Here is a 14,227-nt window from a genome sequence, read left to right on the forward strand (position 1 = left end):
TTAGATTCTTTATAGGGTCTAACTCTTTTTTTATAAAGAATAGTTGACAAAGCTACTCAAAAGTGCGGCCGCTCTCACTACTGATTGCATTAATAAGAAGTAGTGAGAGCGGCCCTTGAAATTAACAAGACGTAAACGTTGATTTCAAGGAGGTCGCTATGAACTATTCTGTTACTGTAAAAAACTATTTGATGTCTGATATCGATGCTATGGCATCAACACCAGAAGCCTATGCGTTGAATCCTGGAAAGGACTTTACCCGGCATAGAAAGATATCGTTTAAAGATCTTATCTTACTACCTATTACCATGGAAGCTGGAACCATGAGGCATGAGCTGTATAAATACTTTAATTACCAGAAAGATACACTGTCCAACTCTGCATACTGTCAACAACGCAACAAGCTAGCCCCAGAAACATTCAAAACACTTCTACAACGCTTCAATTCCCATTTTTCTCCCGCTCCGTATAAAGACAAGTATCAGTTAATGGCTGCTGATGGTTGTACTTTTACCTTTACACGAAATCCAGAAGATACCATATCATTCTATGGGCCAGATGGTAAATCAACTAAAGGCTTTAACCAAATCCATACAGTTGCTTTGTATGACTTAATCAGCAGATATTATGTTAACGCTAAAATTCAGCCAATCAAAAAGAAAAATGAATTTAAAGCATTGGCAGAACTAATAGATGAATACGAACATCACGACCTCATGCCTATATTTATAGCAGACAGAGGGTTCTTTGCGTATAACGTTTTTGCGCATGCAATAGAAAATAAATCTTTTTTTCTTATTCGTGCGAAGGACAAAAACATGATGCGTTTAACCGGTTCTTCCATCAATGAACTTCCAGATGATCTTGATATAAGTGTAACTCGAATTCTTACTCGCTCCGCTTCGAAGAAAAACAGAAAGCAACCAGATAAACCTTATGCGTACAGGTATATATGCAAAGCTGTTAGGTTTGACTATCTTCCTGAAGGATCAAAAGATGAATACGAAATAACCCTTCGTGTTCTACGCTTCAAGATAACTGATTCTTCCTACGAAAACATAGTGACTAATCTTCCTGTCGAAGAATTCTCCGCAGATGATATAAAAGATCTCTATAACTTACGCTGGGGAATTATGCTGATATCGGCATAATTCCCCATATGCCGATATTTTAGAAATGCCGATTTTCTGGCATCCTAAAGTATCATAAATCCATGATTTCCAAAAACTATCGGCATTTCTTACTATAAAGATGTAACCGCATCTCTATAGAAAGGAGGCCGCCATGACAGATGCACATCCGCTACTAAAGGATTTAACCGAGCAACTATTAAAGGAGGTGATGCAACACGTTCTGGAAGTATCGGTAGAACAGTATCAGAGTGTTTGCAATAGCATCTTAAAGTACGCCGGATCTTCAAACACAAATACATATTCATCAGAACTCATTGATGCCTATAAGAACTATCTTAAAAACAGGGTATCTAATGGTGAGGTCTGCAAAGAGTATCGACGCTTTCAGTTCAGAGTTTTGCATATGCTATCCTCACTGGCTGAGACAGGTACAGTGGACTTTTCTAGAATAGTTTATCGCGTTAAGAAGTATCCAGTTTCCACTGAGATTACTGATCTTGTTGAAAAGATACTGGGAAGTTATCCCATTAGCGACGCTACAAAAAGCGATCTGCGTGCTCCAACAAGACATTTTTTGTGGTATGCGTCAGAACAGGGAAAGGATCCGGAACACATCGACGATGTGACTGTGATGAAGTTTCTTATCGAGGAAATCCCTGTTTCTAATAGCGGAAGTACCGGACGTACTCTCAGATGCATAAAGTATTCAACCGAATACCTGAAATCCCATGGGAATCAGTGTCTTCATAGGGACTATAGATTACTAAAACTCAAGAATGATCACAGACGCATGATCCCGGCATATACAGAAGATGAAATCTTTGACATTGCTGACGCCGCTAATAATGATGACATGCTTAGCAAGCGGGATCTTGCAATAATACTGCTGGCTTATTGTACAGGTTTACGTGGTTGCGACATAGTAAGGATTAGGCTTACGGATATAGACTGGCAGAATCATAAACTAGCTCTTGTTCAATCAAAGAATCACCAGCCTTTGTCTGTGGAGCTTAACGGATCTACGATGAATGCATTGGCGGATTATATACTTGATTGGCGACCGGAATGCAATGATCTTGAAGTGTTTATAACAGTAAAAGCCCCTTATAAAAAGCTTTCAAAAGGCTTTGGAAGCATGATTGACAAGTACTGTGGAAAAGCTGGAGTCGAAAAGATTTCGTTTAGAGGTTTTCACAGCATACGCAGAGCTTTTGAAACTATCATGGTCTCAAGAGGTGTTCCAATCGAGATAGCATCTCAGATGATGGGACATAAATCAATAGTGGAAGACAAACCATATATAACTCATAATAAAAGTCAGATAGCTTTTGTTGCATTTGATTTCACGGATGTTCCTATAACGACCGGATTCTACGCCAAACATAAAGACAGTGCTTCCTGCAATACCAAAGGAGGTACTTGATTATGACGCTTGAAAAAAGGTTGAATAATGCATTTGAGGAAATGATGTCATATAGGGCATCTGTTGGGTATGCTACTGCAACTTATCGTTCTTCCGTTCCGCCATTCATAAGATTCTGTGTTGAAAAATTCCCTGACTCGGAGTTAGTAACGCCGGAAATGATTGATGAATGGTTAGCATTTTATCCTTACACTAACAATAGCAAAGCGGCATTTATCGCTTTGCTCAGGGAATACACCAGATATCTGAACTTCCTGGGGTATGAGGACTATATCCCTGATAGTGATTACACTGTGAGAAGAACCGCCTATAATCCATATCTTTTTACTGATGCGGAACTTTCAGGTCTGTTTAATGCAATAGACTCGGTTCAAGGAGCAACGTGCGGTAAAAGATTTCTTCCTGAGATAGTACTTCCTGTATATTCCCGTTTGATTTACTGCTGTGGATTACGTCCACAGGAACCACCTGCAATACGCACGGAAGATATAGACCTTAATACAGGTGATTTATATATTCGCCAATCAAAACGTCATAAAGATCGTCACATAATCATGTCTGACGATATGTTAAAACTCTGCAAAAGGTATGATGCATTAGCAGGCAAACGGGAATGGTTCTTTCAAAAGTGGGATGGGACTCAGTATGAAACATCCTGGTACAACAATGTTTGGCGAAGGATAATTAAAACATGTGGTATACAGTGGAAAGGTAATCCCCGCCCATATGATCTTAGGCATGCTTTTGTGTCAAGGAATATCATCAAGTGGATCAATAGTGGGAAAGATGTTATGGAACTTCTTACATATCTTTCAGCTTATATGGGGCATTCTGAGCTTACCTCTACACTATACTATGTTCATCTGCTTCCCGAGAATCTTCGGAAAGCAAAGGGCATCGATTGGGATATGCTCTCCAGGATATACGGAGAGGAGGTGTCCTGTGATGAGGATTAGTGCCAAGGATCCACGACTGGTGTCTCTTATTGGTGAGTTTATAAAAGTTTACCTTCCACGTGTAAGAAACCGTGATGAAGACACTATAGCATCATACAGGTATAGCATAAATCTGTTCATTGATTATCTTGGAACCAAAAAGGGTGTGTCGTTGCTTACATTACAGGCATCTGATTTTAATCAGGCTAACGTCATTGATTTTATGTCATGGTTGAATACTGAACGGAAAAACGTGGCAACTACTGTAAATCACAGACTATCTGATGTACGCGGCTTTTGCCATTATCTGCTAAAGAAAAAAGCTTTAACCTCTGATGAATTTGAAGAAATCCGTGAAATAAACGATTATGACGATGACCGGATTATAGAATTCACATGGCTAACAACAGATGAAGTGGCGAGCATCTTGAATTGTGTTGATACCAATCGTGATGCAACAAGGGATCACTTCCTTATTTCGTTACTTTACGAAAGCGGCGCTAGAATCAATGAAGTATTGTCACTTAAACCACATGATATAAAGCCTACATCAAATGGAGAGGCTGATGTTCATTTCTATGGCAAAGGTAATAAACATAGGATAACTCCATTATCAAAGGAAATCTGGAGACAATACTGCAGCTATTGTGAGCGGTATCATCCAGAGAAAAATGAACAGGATTACCTGTTCTATTCTTTCCGAAATGGACGAAGAAACAAGATGTCAAGTGACAATGTAAGCAGAATACTGTCAGAATGTGAAAATGAACTTCGTAAAAAGAAACCAGATCTTATTCATCTCCATTCACATCTCTTCAGAAGAACAAGAGCCATGCATCTGTATCAGGCAAAAGTACCACTTCCAACTATTTCAGAATGGCTTGGGCATTCAAATGTAGAAACAACGCGCTTTTATGCCAAGGTTACAGAAGAAATGAAACGAGAGGCGCTCCACAAGCTCAGTGACAGTGATAAATCTGTATTCAAAGATGACGCGGTGTTTAAATATGCCGATGATGAAGACGTATTAAAACGGCTGTGCGGCTTAAAATAAATGCCGATATTCTATTTCCATGCCTGACAACAGGCTCAGGCATGGGATTTCAAAGTTTTTATTATCGGCATTTCTAAAATATCGGCATATGGGGAATTGAAACATCTTTCAGGGAGCTCAAACACATCCTTGGAACTGGTAACTTTCGATCCAAAAAGAGAGAGTATATAGAGCATGAAATTTGGGCCAAACTAATTCTTTACAATTTCTGCTCAATAATCACTCAACATGTAGTTCTCAAAAGGGCAAAGCGAAAGTATGAATATCAAGTCAATTTCACAGTGGCATTCAATGCATGTCATTACTTTATCCGCATAAAAAATGGAGAGTCCCCACCAAATATAGAAGGCCTGATTAGGCAGAATATACTACCCATCAGGCCTGGTAGGAATTATGCCCGCCAGCATAGATTCCAAATACCTGTCAGCTTTGCTTACAGGTTCTAAAAGATCATAAGTAGTATACATCTTTATGAGACAGATGAAAATCTGTCTATTTTGCGTGCTCTTTTTTACTCAATTATTATGCTTCATCCAAATTTTAATGATGAAACTCTAAGAAACAACTTAATTATTTTTCAACAACACACTTACTTTCCCCTTAACTAAATGACATTGATTCACAGTTAAATAGATTTAGAAATGAAGCTCACTTTGTGGGCTTTTATTTTTGTATTAGGTATAATTAGAATGTCAAACAAAATCGGCAGTTTACGATCGGCGGTTTGCCAGGGAGTAATATAAGAGAAGAATCCTGTTGTATTTCCAATTATGGAATAAATCAACAGGCAAAAATTGGTCTTGGAGACTGTTGGAATTACGAAAAATGGGATAACAACAGGTTAAAATCGGTCTTGGAGACTGTTGGTATTACGAAAAATGGGATAACAACAGGTTAAAATAGGCCTTGGAGACTGTTGGAATTACGGAAAATGGAATTTCAACAGGTTAAAATAGGCCTTGGAGACTGTTGGAATAATGAAAAATGGAATTTCAACATGCTAAATTTGGCTTTTGGGCCTGTTGATATCGAGAAATATTGAAAAAACAACAGGTATTTGAAATAAATGCATTGCAAATAGGTCGACAAATTCTAATAATATTCGTGTGTGCAGGTGTGATTATTGGACACCAAAAGGAGTAAAGTGTAATCATAGAAAACAAATTAAATACGAGTTGGAGACATGAAAAAAGAATTGTTGGGGATGTAATTATCGTTTTCATTGAAAGGTAGGTAGTAATGATGATGAAAAAGACTATGATTACATTTTCAACTTTTTTAATGGTTGGAATTATTGTTGGAACAATTGGCACAACGGCTCATGCAGAAACATGGCGTCAAAAGGTGGATCGTATGAATGAAGAATATAACCAGAAGCTTCTGGATGAGCTGGAGGCAGCAGGTAACCTGACGCAGGATGCGATCGATGCATTGGATGGACCAAATAGCACCAGGAAACCCAATCACAAATCCAGTAGCAGCGAGAGCAATACACAGAGTGGCGGATCAGTGACAACACAAGGAAAAGGATGGGTATACTCATCAGATGAACTTCATGTAATCGGTCTTCCGGAAGGATCGAACGGATATACTAAGCCGGGCTATTATGGTGATGTCGATGAATCATATTCCTCAGGATACTCGGGAGAAGGTAAAGGCTGGGTATACGATGCGGATGAACTTCATGTAATAGGGCTTCCTGAAGGTGAGGATGGCTATACAATGCCCGGATATTACGGAGATATCGACTGACAAGTCCAAAATGAAAGGTGTGATGTTATGGAAAGTATTTTGATTTTTTTCATCACAATTATCGTATTGGCCTATAGGTATCTAAAAAAGAATAAAGGGACAGTTCTCAAAAAATCAAAGAAGCTGGGAATAAGGATAATCAGTATTATACTAATAGCAATACTTATTTGTGCAGTGCTGATAGAAGAGATAACTCAAAAGCTCCTTGATGAGCTTGGCAAACAGAATTTACACGCTTGATTTCCGGTTAGGGTTGATGTAACAAAAGGAGGTCTACTATGGGATTATTTGGATTATTTTCTGATGATGATGAACATGATGTAAGATTAACTGATAGAGAGATAGAGAAGCTGACTAAGAATATGTCCTGGTCAGAGAAAAGGGAATTCTATCGCAGACAGGAAGAGCTGGAACGAGATCGTGCTGATAAAGAGGCATGGCTCTGGGCCATGGGTGCTGACGATGATGAGGATGACTTCTGATTGGAGTTTAAAAGGGTAGGAGCCGGTTATGAGAAAGGCAAATAAGTACAATTTCATATGGTTATTTATACTTGTAGCTGTCATCGTTGGAGCATGTATCACAAGTGGCAGAGCCTACGCCAATAGGAAAACTGCGGGCGGAGAGATACCTGCATATAGCGGTAGGCCTTCGGTCACGATAAATGATAATAAGCCTGAGTTTACAAAAAGTGAGATAACAAAGGTATCGTATGAAAGTTATGGTGAGCTGGATGAGCTTGGGAGATGCACTCCTGCCATGGCGTGTATTGGTAAGGATCTCATGCCAACCAAGGACCGTGAGTCAATAAGCATGGTGAAGCCCACAGGCTGGGAGCAGGAGAAATATCCGGGACTGGTTGATTCTGATCCTCCGTTTCTCTATAACAGATGCCATATGATCGGATTCCAGCTGACAGGAGAGAATGCTAATGAGCAGAATCTCATAACCGGTACCAGGTACATGAATGTGGAAGGAATGCTGCCTTATGAGAACGAGGTTGCGGAATATATCAGAAGCACAAGTAATCATGTAATGTACAGAGTTACACCTGTGTTTGATGGCAATAATCTCTTATGTGATGGCGTGAAGATCGAGGCATTGTCTGTTGAGGATAATGGTAAAGGTGTTAGCTTCAATGTCTTTTGTTACAACGTGCAGCCTGGTGTGATCATTGATTATACCGATGGCTCCAATAAGCCAGATAGGAATTACAACGCGGATTCTAGCAGCAGTCAAAATGGTCTAACCACCTATTCTATGGATGAGTTTGTGGGGAACGGAACCGAAACGAATACAGAAAAGAATGCCAAAAAGAATACAGAAAACATCTCCAGATCATCTTCTGAAAAAACTTATTCCTATATCGGCAACAGAAACTCCCATGTATTCCATAACCCCGACTGCGATAGCGTCTCAGATATGAAGGAGAAAAATAAAGTCTATTTTGAGGATGCAACCAGAGACGAGGTGATAGGGCAGGGATTTAAGCCCTGCGGAAGGTGCAAACCATGAAAAATAAGCGTCAAAATCTTTGAAGATTTTGGCGCTTTTCTTTCGTTATATCTAATGGATGACAGGCAGTGATAAAACTGTGATAGAAGGATTGATATGATTACTTCATCACAAAGATAACAACGAAACAAAAACATAGATTTGAGAGAGGTGTGGAAAATGGCAAAGGGGATCATGATTGTAAAGAGAATAGCAATGGTAATTGCAGCAGTTGCAATTGTAGCAGGTGCCGGTGTAAACGGACATATGACAGCGGAAGCAGCAAAGACACAGATGATGGAAATCAACTGCCCTCACTGCCATGAATACACAACAGTGGATGTGATGCAGGATGATGTTGAGTGCACACATTGCTTTGAGAATATTCATATTGATGGTTGATATCCGGACAAAAGGACGGGTAAGCCAAATACAATAAATGACAATAATTAAGCCGCAGTAGTTGGTCTTTTGAAGGCAATTAGACCAATGCTGCGGCATTATTTTTGGAGTTGCCCGGAACTGGGGTAAGCCCCGGGCGTATAGTAAATGAAGAAAAGTGTGTTGCTTTCGATTTCCAGAAGGTTTTCACCTCCCGATGGACTTATAATAGCAGGTGAACCTAAAACGAACTTAAAACAATTATTTTTCTCAATTTAGATTATAATATGCTGGAGCGCAACAAAGAATTGCTGGAAAGACTAGGGGGTAGGGATGAGAAAAGACGTTGAGAAGTACATTCAAAAGAAATATGGTTCGAATCCGGAACAATTGTGGAGAAGTTATCCTAATTACTCCGTTTTCAGACATTCCGATAACCGGAAGTGGTTTGCAATTGTGATGGATGTGGACTCCGATAAGATCGGGAGACCCGGTACTGAGCGCGTGGATATTATTGATGTGAAAATTGATGACCTGATGCTTCGTGATATTTTGTTGCAGCAGGAACGTTTTTATCCGGGATATCATATGAATAAGCGCAACTGGATCACGATCGTGCTGGACGGAACAGTTTCGTTTGAGGAAATATGCAGGCAGATTGATGCCAGTTTTGAAATGACCGCGTCAGCAGGGCAAAAGAAGAAATTCAGGCAACCCAAAGAATGGATAATCCCTGCAAATCCCAAGTACTATGATATAGTGCATGCTTTTGATACTGAAAAGATCATCGACTGGAAGCAGGGAGCCGGCATAATCAAAGGAGATACGGTTTTCATGTATGTGGGAGCTCCGGTGTCAGCAGTTATGTACAAGTGTAAGGTTATCGAGACGGATATTCCCTATGATTATTCGGATAAGAATCTTACGATCAAGGCGCTGATGAAAATCCAGCTGCAAAAGAGATATAAACCGGATAAGTTTACGTTTGAAGTTCTTAAGAATGAGTATGGAATTACTGCGATTAGAGGACCAAGAGGAATAACAAACAGCCTTAGCTTGGCGCTAAAATAACGAAACAGCATTTCAAGAATAAAAAGAGATATTGAAAAAATAAAAACCATATTTCAAAAATAAAAAGTAGGGAGAGCTGCAATGAGAATAATCCTTTCACCTGCAAAGAAAATGAATGTTGATACTGACAAGCTTGAATATAAAGGGCTGCCGGTTTTCCTGGAGCAGACAGAGAAGATACTGGACTGGCTTAGAAAGCAGTCGCACGTCGATCTGCAGAAGCTCTGGTACTGCAATGATAAGATTGCGGAGCAGAACTATGAGCGTATAGCCAAGATGGATCTTCGTAAAAGGCTGACACCTGCGATACTTTCATACGAGGGCATTGCGTTTCAGTATATGGCTCCCGCGGTATTTGAGGATAGCAGCTTCGATTATGTTCAGGAGCACCTTAGAATATTGTCAGGTTTTTATGGAGTGCTAAAGCCAATGGACGGAGTTACGCCTTACAGGCTTGAGATGCAGGCCAAGGCTCGCATAGATGGAAGCAAGGACTTATACGATCTGTGGGGAGCGAGGCTTTACGACGAAGTAAGCGATGGGAGCGGCGTAATAATAAATCTTGCATCCAAGGAGTACTCCAAATGTATAGAGAAATATCTGAAGGAAGACGATCGCTACATCACCGTTAACTTCTGTGAGATGTCCGGTGACAAGCTGGTAACAAAGGGAACCTATGCGAAAATGGCCAGAGGAGAAATGGTTCGCTTCATGGCTGAGAACCAGATCGAGGATCCGGGAGATATCAGGAAGTTCGACAGACTTGGTTATGTTTATAGGGACGACCTTTCCGATTACACAGAGATCGTGTTTGTGAAAAATAAATGAGATAGAAGTCATGAGCATTGTAGTGTTTGTTGCACACGATTAGTAGTATAATGTTTTTATCGAAATTACATACATCGTTGGAGGAGGTGCAAAATGACAGACATAGCAGGAATTCTCAAACAGATTAGTGGTAACAAAGAGTTAATGGCGCAGATAGCCAAGGCGGATCCGACTCAGGCCAAGGAGCTTTTAAAGAAAGCAAACATCGATGTGGACGAGTCAGATATTAAGAAGGTGCAGGCTGCTGTAGCAGATGGAAAGCTTGATCTTAATGATATCAAGGATCTCGCGGGCGGATTATTTAAGAAATAAGAATCATCGGAGCGGTACGAAAAGGTACCGCTCTTATAATGTAAAGAGATTTAGAATAGGAATGTTTGGTAAAATTACGGAGGAAAAATGGCACGAATTAAGGTATGCCTTGGGCACATTTCAGAGGTGTTCCTGTATGAATACTACTGCCTTGGCGATAACGAATATGAGATTACAGATGAGGACACGCTGACCCCCCATAAGACAAAGGCGAGGGAGCTGACTGCTGCGGAAGATTACGCGAAGGCGCAGCAGGAATGGATCAGTGCCCATCTCGAGAATCCTGTGGATATGGAAGCGGTCCTTGGGATAATCCTGTGCTGTAAGCAGCTTGGAGATATTGAAGGCGAGTACTCCTACACGACGGAGTCCTATAATTACTGCTGCACCAGAGCGGAGCTTGCTGCCTACTACAGGAACCTTGGCTGGTATTATCTGGAAAAATATAAGCCGGAGGTCGCATCAGCATGCTATCTGTACAGTAAATATTTTGGAGAGTCACAGCAGGCCGACGCTGAGCTTCAGTTTTTGGAAAAAGCCACCGGAAAAAAGGTTTCAAATAAAGACCTTGGTGAAATACAAAAGCTTTTAAAGGAAAACGACATCCCGACAGAGGCTAACCCGGTCACACTGGCGCTTTTATATAGGGCTGCCCAGGAGGCTGATGAAGCCGGGGACAGGCAGCAGGCGCTCGACTGCTACCGCATGGTATACGACCTGACCGCTGATGAGGAGATCGGGAGAATCCTTAGTAAGACGGAATAACAAGGAAAATAAGAGTACTTATGGAAATAAATGAAGCCTACCGCATCCTTGGTGCATCAAGGAGCGACGATGAAAACACAATAAAGAAAAAGTATAAAAGACTTCTTTTCCTACACCACCCGGACGCTAAGAAGCACAGGGGAGAAACCTCGGATGACGGGATGATAACCAAGGTCATCGAGGCCTACAAGACGGTCAGGGAGAATCTGGAACCCAGCGCAGAAGAGATAGATACCTGGGATTGGGAAGCTGCGGTTAATGAAGGCGCATTCAGTGACAGGTCGGTGTACGTGCAGTACAGGATTTATGATGATGAAGAGCTCCCGCTGTCAAAAGTGGCTGAGGGTAAATATATCTGGGATCCCGATCTTGAGGATTTTCCGTTTTTCACAAAAAGCGTTCTTGAAGCTGCAAAGGATGTCGTATCAGGAGCGGGAGAGACACCTTCTAAAGAGAGCCTCATGAGAGTCTTCCATCTTATGATGCAGGAGTATATATTCCCGGCGGATGCAGCAAGAAAACTGGGTGAACCTGTCGGTGCTACAGAGGATACGGAGGAGTACCAGTTTTCAGGATATATCAAGGAAAATCCAAGGAGCAGTGTAGAAGTGTTCCACGAAGGCGAACCGGTTGATATTTTCCTATCCGATAACAGGGCAGTGGCGCAGAATCCGGTGACAGGCACTTTTCTTGGAGATATATCATTTGACGATGATGCGCTTTATTACGTGCTGCTACCGCTCCTGGAGGAGCCCGAGGTGAAGGTGACAGCCCAGATGATGAGACTCATTAAGACGGGAAGAAAAAGGAACAGCATCATGATAAGAATCGCGCTAAGGATTCCAAAGAATCTTAAGGACATTCCGGTATCCTATAAGGAGCAGATACTCGAAGCGTTAAGGAGGAAGAGGGAATGAGATACATAGACTCCTTTCGGTTTCCGGGAGTGGAGATTGAGGAGCAGTTCGTTAACTATATACGAAGAACATGCTATGCCTCTTTTTATCCATTTGGAGTGTTCTCAGAGAATCTGCTTCGGGAATTGACCTTTTCGGAAATAACAATTTTATATGGAAATAATGGCTCGGGAAAAAGCACAGCCCTGAATCTCATGGCAGAGAAACTTAAGGCTGGGAGAGATACACTGTTTAACAAAAGCTCCTTCTTTGGCGATTACATTGGAATGTGCGAGTATGAGATGACCTATGAAGGGGAGCCTGAGGAGATCAGGATGATCACCAGCGATGACGTGTTTGATTTCATGCTGAATCTGAGGGCACTAAATGATGGCGTTGACAGGAAGAGGGAGCAGGTCTTTGATGAGTGGATCGAGAACAGGCATTCCAAATTCCAGATGAAGTCGCTGGATGATTATGAGCAGCTGAAAAAAGTTGTGGCCGCTCGTTCCAAGACACAGTCAAGGTACGTCAGGGAGTCTATTGGGAATAATATCGTGGAGCACAGCAACGGAGAAAGTGCACTGCAGTATTTTACGGAGAAAATAAAGGACAATGGTCTGTATCTCTTAGACGAGCCTGAAAACTCGCTTTCCCCGCAAAGACAGCTTGAACTCCTTGAATTTCTCCAGAATTCAGCCAGATTCTTTGGCTGTCAGTTTATAATTGCGACCCACTCGCCGTTTTTGTTATCGCTAAAGGGAGCGCTCATATATGACCTGGATGAGAGCCCGGTTGATATCAAGAAATGGACAGAGCTGGAGGGCGTCAGGACCTACTTCGAGTTCTTTGAAAAGCATAGGGGAGATTTTTAAGATTTTATTAAATTGTATGTTTTTTTCAGACAGTTCACAAAATGGACTTATTCTCATGTTATCATGGCGACTTGTATTTTAAAATTTTTACAGAATATGGAGGGCATGATATGAAGAGGAAAATTGTGGCATTATTAGTTATGGCTATGATTTGCGTTGGAGGAACAGCTTGTGGAGGCGCAGCAGATACCACTGCTGACACAACATCTGAAGCAACAGTAGTTGACGAGGATATAGTTGCTCCTGAGGCTACAGAGGAGACAACAACTGAAGCTGACGCAGCTACAGAGGAAGATGCAGCAGCTACTGAGACTACAACAACTACAGAGGATGGGGTGGCTATAGAGGCAACAGACGCTACTGAGGATACAACAGCTGACAGTACTGATGCTACTGCAACAGAGGGCGATGATGATGAAGCTAAGTATGTCGTATTCACAGATGCCAGCAACGAGGAAGTAGAGAGCTTTGCTCAGAAGGTAGTTGATGCCGTACTTGCCAAGGATTGGGAAACAGTCGGAGACATGATCGAGTATCCGATCGGCACAGAGGAAGACAAAAACCTCTGCAACAATAAGGAAGAGTTTGTTGCATACGCTAACAGCACAGGCTTTAGCGAGGAAGGCATGACTTCTCTTGCTGCATGGGACAACGCTGATCTGTGGGCTAACTGGCAGGGAGCATGTATCGATAACGGAAACATCTGGTTCAGAGATATTGATCCTGAGAAGAAGGATCTGAAAATTGTTTCACTGTTCGATTTACGTGAAGCAGGTGGAGAGATAACAGAATAATAGTGATTTAAAATAGACAAAAGCTTCTATATACCGGAACATCGGTTATATAGAAGTTTTTTTAATATCATAGGAAATTGCTTTCCTATGATATTAAAACGCTCCGCGTGGATGCGCACTCGCGCGAATGGAATATGTTGCATTCTGCAACCGCGCTCGGCGCGAGAATTTCGCAAGCGAAATTCTTTCTTGGTTTGCGCGCCATGGGCGCGCTCTAACGGGTGCAAGTCCCGAACACGCCCAGATAGTGGGAAGTGTATAGCCGAACAGCAAGGGTGTCCATCGTGAGGTGGAATCTGAAGGAAGCTGTAAGCAAATCTCTGGTCCGACGGACAGAAATCACATATAAGGCTAGGCTACGAGAGATAAGTTGGCCAAGAGCAACGAAGTCTAATAACTATCACTTTTGTAGTAGCAGAGTAAATGTGGCGGATATATGGAGAGAAAGAGCGTGCACCTTAAGCGTGGAGGTCTCACAGAGGTTGCATTAGCCTAGTAACAACGAACTGTGAGA

17 protein-coding genes are annotated in these 14,227 nt (G+C 41.6%); all 17 read left to right on the forward strand.

Going from position 1 to position 14,227, the window contains the following annotated elements; all coding sequences use genetic code 11:
- The first annotated feature begins 158 nt into the window (after window positions 1–158).
- Window positions 159–1,151, forward strand: coding sequence for an IS4 family transposase (locus G601_RS0112710; RefSeq protein WP_026665589.1), 993 nt, complete (start codon window positions 159–161; stop codon window positions 1,149–1,151).
- Window positions 1,152–1,341: 190 nt separating this feature from the next.
- Entirely contained in the window at window positions 1,342–2,556 is a 1,215-nt protein-coding gene (locus tag G601_RS0112715; RefSeq protein ID WP_196808892.1) for a site-specific integrase, read from the forward strand.
- Between the two features lie 2 nt (window positions 2,557–2,558).
- Complete coding sequence (locus G601_RS0112720; protein ID WP_026665591.1) at window positions 2,559–3,512, forward strand: tyrosine-type recombinase/integrase; 954 nt, start codon at window positions 2,559–2,561, stop codon at window positions 3,510–3,512.
- Window positions 3,502–4,545 carry a tyrosine-type recombinase/integrase gene (locus G601_RS0112725; protein WP_026665592.1) on the forward strand — a complete coding sequence of 348 codons (1,044 nt, stop codon included), beginning with the start codon at window positions 3,502–3,504 and terminating at the stop codon, window positions 4,543–4,545. The genes G601_RS0112720 and G601_RS0112725 overlap by 11 nt, the downstream gene beginning before the upstream one ends.
- A gap of 95 nt (window positions 4,546–4,640) precedes the next feature.
- Window positions 4,641–4,991, forward strand: coding sequence for a hypothetical protein (locus tag G601_RS27450; RefSeq protein ID WP_442852397.1), 351 nt, complete (start codon window positions 4,641–4,643; stop codon window positions 4,989–4,991).
- A gap of 796 nt (window positions 4,992–5,787) precedes the next feature.
- Window positions 5,788–6,297, forward strand: coding sequence for a hypothetical protein (locus G601_RS0112735; RefSeq protein ID WP_207638050.1), 510 nt, complete (start codon window positions 5,788–5,790; stop codon window positions 6,295–6,297).
- A gap of 27 nt (window positions 6,298–6,324) precedes the next feature.
- On the forward strand, window positions 6,325–6,537 hold the full coding sequence (locus G601_RS0112740; protein WP_026665594.1) for a hypothetical protein: 213 nt from the start codon (window positions 6,325–6,327) through the stop codon (window positions 6,535–6,537).
- A gap of 38 nt (window positions 6,538–6,575) precedes the next feature.
- The gene (locus G601_RS0112745; RefSeq protein ID WP_026665595.1) at window positions 6,576–6,779 is read left to right on the forward strand and encodes a hypothetical protein; all 204 of its coding nucleotides are present in this window, start codon (window positions 6,576–6,578) and stop codon (window positions 6,777–6,779) included.
- Window positions 6,780–6,807: 28 nt separating this feature from the next.
- On the forward strand, window positions 6,808–7,812 hold the full coding sequence (locus G601_RS0112750; protein ID WP_026665596.1) for a DNA/RNA non-specific endonuclease: 1,005 nt from the start codon (window positions 6,808–6,810) through the stop codon (window positions 7,810–7,812).
- A gap of 159 nt (window positions 7,813–7,971) precedes the next feature.
- The gene (locus G601_RS0112755) at window positions 7,972–8,193 is read left to right on the forward strand and encodes a DUF2614 family zinc ribbon-containing protein (RefSeq protein WP_026493038.1); all 222 of its coding nucleotides are present in this window, start codon (window positions 7,972–7,974) and stop codon (window positions 8,191–8,193) included.
- A gap of 312 nt (window positions 8,194–8,505) precedes the next feature.
- Complete coding sequence (locus G601_RS0112760) at window positions 8,506–9,243, forward strand: MmcQ/YjbR family DNA-binding protein (RefSeq protein ID WP_026665597.1); 738 nt, start codon at window positions 8,506–8,508, stop codon at window positions 9,241–9,243.
- 81 nt (window positions 9,244–9,324) lie between these two features.
- Entirely contained in the window at window positions 9,325–10,071 is a 747-nt protein-coding gene (gene yaaA / locus G601_RS0112765) for a peroxide stress protein YaaA (RefSeq protein WP_026665598.1), read from the forward strand.
- A gap of 93 nt (window positions 10,072–10,164) precedes the next feature.
- A complete protein-coding gene (locus G601_RS0112770; protein ID WP_026665599.1) occupies window positions 10,165–10,383 on the forward strand; it encodes a hypothetical protein in 219 nt (72 codons plus the stop codon).
- An 87-nt stretch (window positions 10,384–10,470) separates the two neighbouring features.
- On the forward strand, window positions 10,471–11,148 hold the full coding sequence (locus G601_RS0112775) for a hypothetical protein (protein ID WP_026665600.1): 678 nt from the start codon (window positions 10,471–10,473) through the stop codon (window positions 11,146–11,148).
- Window positions 11,149–11,168: 20 nt separating this feature from the next.
- Window positions 11,169–12,065: a J domain-containing protein gene (locus tag G601_RS0112780; RefSeq protein ID WP_026665601.1), complete on the forward strand. Its 897-nt coding sequence runs from the start codon at window positions 11,169–11,171 to the stop codon at window positions 12,063–12,065.
- Window positions 12,062–12,919 carry an AAA family ATPase gene (locus tag G601_RS0112785; protein WP_026665602.1) on the forward strand — a complete coding sequence of 286 codons (858 nt, stop codon included), beginning with the start codon at window positions 12,062–12,064 and terminating at the stop codon, window positions 12,917–12,919. The genes G601_RS0112780 and G601_RS0112785 overlap by 4 nt, the downstream gene beginning before the upstream one ends.
- A 110-nt stretch (window positions 12,920–13,029) precedes the next feature.
- Window positions 13,030–13,713 carry a hypothetical protein gene (locus G601_RS0112790; RefSeq protein ID WP_026665603.1) on the forward strand — a complete coding sequence of 228 codons (684 nt, stop codon included), beginning with the start codon at window positions 13,030–13,032 and terminating at the stop codon, window positions 13,711–13,713.
- Window positions 13,714–14,227: the final 514 nt, after the last annotated feature.

This window comes from Butyrivibrio sp. FC2001 (genome assembly GCF_000424125.1).
Classification (GTDB): domain Bacteria; phylum Bacillota; class Clostridia; order Lachnospirales; family Lachnospiraceae; genus Butyrivibrio.